4 protein-coding genes are annotated in these 5,108 nt (G+C 58.3%); all 4 read left to right on the forward strand.

Features of this window, described 5'->3' with window-relative positions:
- The first annotated feature begins 122 nt into the window (after nt 1-122).
- The 4 genes from ACTH3D_RS12560 (at nt 123) to torD (ending at nt 4,967) form a co-directional block, all read left to right on the forward strand.
- Nucleotides 123-293: a periplasmic nitrate reductase, NapE protein gene (locus ACTH3D_RS12560; RefSeq protein WP_441667465.1), complete on the forward strand. Its 171-nt coding sequence runs from the start codon at nt 123-125 to the stop codon at nt 291-293.
- Between the two features lie 154 nt (nt 294-447).
- Nucleotides 448-1,629 carry a pentaheme c-type cytochrome TorC gene (gene torC / locus ACTH3D_RS12565; RefSeq protein WP_441667466.1) on the forward strand — a complete coding sequence of 394 codons (1,182 nt, stop codon included), beginning with the start codon at nt 448-450 and terminating at the stop codon, nt 1,627-1,629.
- 20 nt (nt 1,630-1,649) lie between these two features.
- Complete coding sequence (torA, locus tag ACTH3D_RS12570; protein ID WP_441667467.1) at nt 1,650-4,151, forward strand: trimethylamine-N-oxide reductase TorA; 2,502 nt, start codon at nt 1,650-1,652, stop codon at nt 4,149-4,151.
- A gap of 129 nt (nt 4,152-4,280) precedes the next feature.
- A complete protein-coding gene (gene torD / locus ACTH3D_RS12575) occupies nt 4,281-4,967 on the forward strand; it encodes a molecular chaperone TorD (RefSeq protein ID WP_441667468.1) in 687 nt (228 codons plus the stop codon).
- The last annotated feature ends 141 nt before the right edge of the window (nt 4,968-5,108 follow it).

A 5,108-nucleotide genomic window follows, 5' to 3' on the forward strand; every position in this document is an offset into this window, starting at 1 on the left:
CTACTCGACGGCTACGGGTCTGAGCGCACGATAAATTTTGAATAGCCACTTAAACGTTACAATTATTTGCTCCATATTTCAATCCAGACCCACTCATCACGTCCGTTAGCGGAGCCGTCGACATGCAAAGCGCGAACAACCCTCCACCCTCAAGCAGAAAGCGCGAATGGCTGACCATGCTGTTCGTTGTTTTCGTTGTCTTCCCTCTGCTTAGCGTTCTGGTCGTCGCTGGCTATGGCTTCGCAGTGTGGATCCTGCAGATGTTCGTCGGGCCGCCCGGGCACGGTATCTGAGCCTGCTTAACAGCAGACCGCCCTGGTGCATGATTCAGCTGATGGTGCCCTATCTATATCGGCCCGTTTTCCGCGTACCTGCTTCACATCGCTGCTGATGATTTTCCCCTGTTGAACTCTTCTGAAACACGTCTGAAACACGAGGCATCGCACGATGCGGATTTTGAAAACGATCTGGCAAACCCTGAAACGCCCACCGGTTCACATCAGCCTGGGCGTCATCGTTCTGCTCAGCTTTATCGGTGGTGTGATCTTCTGGGGTGGCTTCAACACCGCGCTGGAAGCCACCAACACAGAAAAATTCTGTGTCAGCTGTCACGAGATGAGCGACAACGTCTACCAAGAGCTGCAACAGACGGTGCACTGGGAAAACCGCACCGGCGTGCGCGCCACCTGCCCCGACTGCCACGTGCCCCATAACTGGACGGATAAAATTGCGCGCAAGATGCAGGCCAGCAAAGAAGTCTGGGGCACCATTTTTGGCACCATCGACACGCGCGAGAAATTCCTCGAAAAGCGCCTGGAGCTGGCCCAGCACGAATGGCAACGCTTCTCGGCCAACGACTCGCTGGAGTGCCGTAACTGCCACGACTACGACAGCATGGACTGGAACAGGATGTCTGATGAGGCAGTGCGCTTCATGCGCCCAGCTGCCGAAAAGAACCAGAGTTGTATCGACTGCCACAAAGGCATTGCCCACGAGTTGCCTGAACAGATGAACTTCAAGAACCCGATGCTGGCCCGCCTCGAGCAACAGGCCGAAAATACGCGCCTTGAGGCTGACCAGGTCTACTACACCGTCAAGCCAATCACGCTTTATGAAGATGAGGCACTGACCCAGACTGCAGGCACGCTGGAGTCTGCCAGCGAAGTCACGATACTGAGCAGCAGCGGTGACAAATCACAGCTTGCCATCAATAGTTGGCGCAAGACCAAAGGCTTTGGCCGCGTGCTCTATGAAGACTTCGGCCAGAACATCACCAGCGCCATACTGGAAAAGGATACCGCCCAGAACGATGCCCTGTTTGAACGCAGCGAAGAGAAGGTCGATGAGCTGACCGGCCTGACCTGGAACAAAGTCACTGCCCAGTTCTGGACCGATGACAAGGCCTTCACGCCATCACAGGAAGCGCTATGGGACTATGCCAGCGAAACCTACAGCAATGGCTGCAGCGTGTGTCACTCCGAACCGGCACCGGGTCACTTTGACACCAACACCTGGCCGGCGATGTTTGCAGGCATGGTGGGCTTCACCAATATGGACGCCCAAACCCAGGCGCTAGTGCTGAAGTATCTTCAGACCCACTCTTCCGACTATTCAAACGCTGCGCACTGATGCAAGAGGACACACCATCCATGGCAATTACACGCAGAACCTTTCTCAAGGGCGTAGCGGCCAGCGGAGCCGCCTCACTGATCGGCCCCTCGCTGCTGGTTCGCAGTGTTGAGGCCAGCACTTCTTTTGCTGGTGAATGGAAGATGGCCGGCTCGCACTGGGGCGCTTTCGAAGCGCTGGTCAAAGGTGGCCGAGTAGCAGAAGTGCGCCCTTTCGGGCGTGACAACTACCCCACCGACATGCTCAACGGCATCCAGGGCCTGATCTATAACCCGTCACGCATCCGTTACCCCATGGTGCGGCTGGACTGGCTCAAGAATCGCGAAAACAGCGACACCACAGAGCGCGGTGACAACCGCTTTGTGCGCCTGAGCTGGGATGCTGCGCTGGACCTGTTCTATGAAGAGCTCGAACGCATGCAGCAGGATTACGGCCCCTGGGCGCTGTATGCCGGTAACAGCGGCTGGCGCCAGACCGGCCAGGTACACAGCTGCAGCAACCACATGCAGCGTGCGGTGGCAATGCACGGCAACTTCATTAAGAAAGTAGGCGACTACTCCACTGGCGCGGCTCAGGGCATTCTGCCCTACGTGCTGGGCTCCACTGAAGTGTACAGCCAAGGCACCTCATGGCCGCTGATCCTCGATAACAGCAAGACCATCGTACTGTGGGCCAACGACCCGTACAAAAACCTGCAAGTCGGCTGGAACTGTGAGACCCATGAATCTTACGAGTACCTGAAACAACTCAAGGCGAAGATTGCCGATGGCAGCATCCGCGTAATTAGTGTTGACCCGGTTCGCACCAAGACCCAGAACTATTTGGACTGCGAACAACGCTACATCAACCCGATGACCGATGTGGCCTTCATGATGGCTCTGGCGCATACGCTCTATACCGAAGAGCTGTACGACCAAGAGTTCATTAAGAACTACGTGCTGGGCCTTGAGCCTTTCATGGACTACGTGCTAGGCGAAGACGACGACGAAGGTATCGAGCGCACTCCAGAGTGGGCCGAGCCCATCTGTGGCGTGCCCGCCGACGACATCCGCGAGTTTGCCCGCCTGCTGGCTAGCGACCGTACCCAGCTGATTTTTGGCTGGGCGATCCAGCGCCAGCAGCACGGCGAGCAGCCCTACTGGATGGGTGCCGTGCTGGCCGCCATGCTCGGCCAGATCGGCTTGCCCGGCGGCGGCATCAGCTACGCCCACCATTACAGCGGCATCGGTGTGCCGGCCACCAGTGCTAGCGCACCGGGAGCCTTCCCGCGCAACGTGGATGCCGGCAAGAAACCCAAATACGACAACACCGACTTCAACGGTGCCAGCGACACCATTCCGGTGGCACGCTGGATCGACGGCATCCTCGAACCAGGCAGCAAGATCCAGTACAACGGCGGCGAAGTCACCTTCCCTGACATCAAGATGTGCGTGTTCAGCGGCTGCAACCCCTGGCATCACCACCAGGACCGCAACCGCATGAAGAAGGCCTTTCATCGCCTGCAGACCATTGTCACCATCGACTACAGTTGGAACGCTACCTGCCGTTTCTCGGATTTGGTGCTGCCGGCCTGCACCCAGTTCGAGCGCAACGACATCGACATCTACGGCTCCTACGCCAACCGCGGTCTGGTCGCCATGCACAAGCTGGTTGACCCGCTGTTCCATTCGCGTACCGACTTCGACATCTTTACCGACTTGTGCAGGCGCTTTGATCGCGCCAAGGAATACACCCAGGGCCTGAATGAGATGCAGTGGGTGAAAAAACTCTACGACGAGTGCAAAGAAGCCAACAACGTCACGGTACCATCGCCCAGCGGCGATGTGGCGCGTTACCCGATGCCAGACTTCGAGCAATTCTGGCAGGATGGCTACGTAGACTTCGGCGAGGGTGATCTGTTTGTGCGCCACCAATCATTCCGTGAAGCGCCAGAAATCAAGGCCCTGGGCACCCCCTCAGGCTTCATCGAGATCACCAGCCGCAAGATTGCAGGCTACGACTACGCTGACTGCAAGGGCCATCCCACCTGGATGGAAAAAACCGAGCGCTCCCACGGTGGCCCGGGCTCAGATAAACACCCGCTGTGGCTGCAGTCGGTCCACCCGGACCAGCGTCTGCACTCACAGATGTGTGAAGCCGATGAGTACCGCGCTACCTACGCTGTGCAAGGTCGCGAGCCGATCTACATCAGCCCGCAGGATGCCGAGGCACGCGGCATTGCCGACGGTGACCTGGTGCGCGCCTACAACGATCGCGGTCAGCTGCTGGCCGGCGCACGCATCTCCGAAAACTTCCCGCCCGGCGTGGTACGTATCCACGAAGGCGCCTGGTACGGCCCCACCGATGCCAGTATTGGTGCGCTGGACACCTATGGCGACCCTAACACTCTGACCCTGGACGTGGGCACCTCAAGACTCGCCCAGGCCACCAGCGCCAATACCTGCATCGTCGAGATCGAGAAATTCACCGGCGAAGCGCCGGCGGTCACTTCCTTTGGCGGCCCCGAGGTGGTGGAAATCTGACCCAGGCTGCACAATCAGCCCCCAGCCAACCGGAGCGGCCACGACCGCTCCGGTTTCGTTGTAACGGCCATTAAAACGCCCGTTGCGATATTTTCATGACAGCCTTGACGACAAACCGCCGGGGGAACCATGTCCGACGATACTTTCCAGCAACGCGCGCTGATCTGCCGCTGGCTTTCCACCCTGCTGGCCAACGAGCTGGACGACAGCACACTACAGGCCTATTTCGACGGCCAAGCTAAGCCCATCCTTGAAACGCTGGGCGAATATGAATCCATGGCAGCGTTGATCACACGCTTTAACAACGCCCTGAATGCGGTGCGCCTGCTTGAACATCCGCAGCTTGAGCTGGCTGCCGACTTTGCCAGCCTGTTTCTGGTTGACGGACACGCCAGCGCCCCGCCCTACGCCTCGCTCTACCAGAGCCAGGGCGAAGGCCAGACCGCGATGTTCTATCGACCAGTAGTCGAGCGCATGGAGGTTCGGCTCAAGGCCGCCGGCTATCAAGTCGACGACCAGTTCAAGGAGCCCGCCGATCACCTAGCCATCATGCTCGACTACCTGGCCACCGGCTGGGAGCGCATTGCTAATACTCAGGAAAGCTTCGCACAGAACGAAATGCTGCAGGGCCTTGAGCAGTTCGTACGCTCAGAGTTGGCCTGGCTACCGCGCTTTGAGCGGCGTGCCGAAGGTATCGAAACCGTCTGCGACCTCTACCCCTGCATCGTCGCCATGGTGACGCAGTACCGCAGCGTGCTACTCGACGACATGCGCCACGACCGGCAGGCAAATGATAACGGCCAGACCATGAGGTAAAAACCACGCCCTCAAGGGCAAGCAAGATTCATAATCCTGTTGTAGTATCAGGTGGGATCGTTGTTTTTATCTTTCGTCACGGATACTTAGCGAACATCCGCGTAAACCCTCGCCCAGTGCGGGCGGGGATACAAGCGGGAA

The organism is Halomonas sp., assembly GCF_052095765.1.
Classification (GTDB): Bacteria; Pseudomonadota; Gammaproteobacteria; order Pseudomonadales; family Halomonadaceae; genus Halomonas.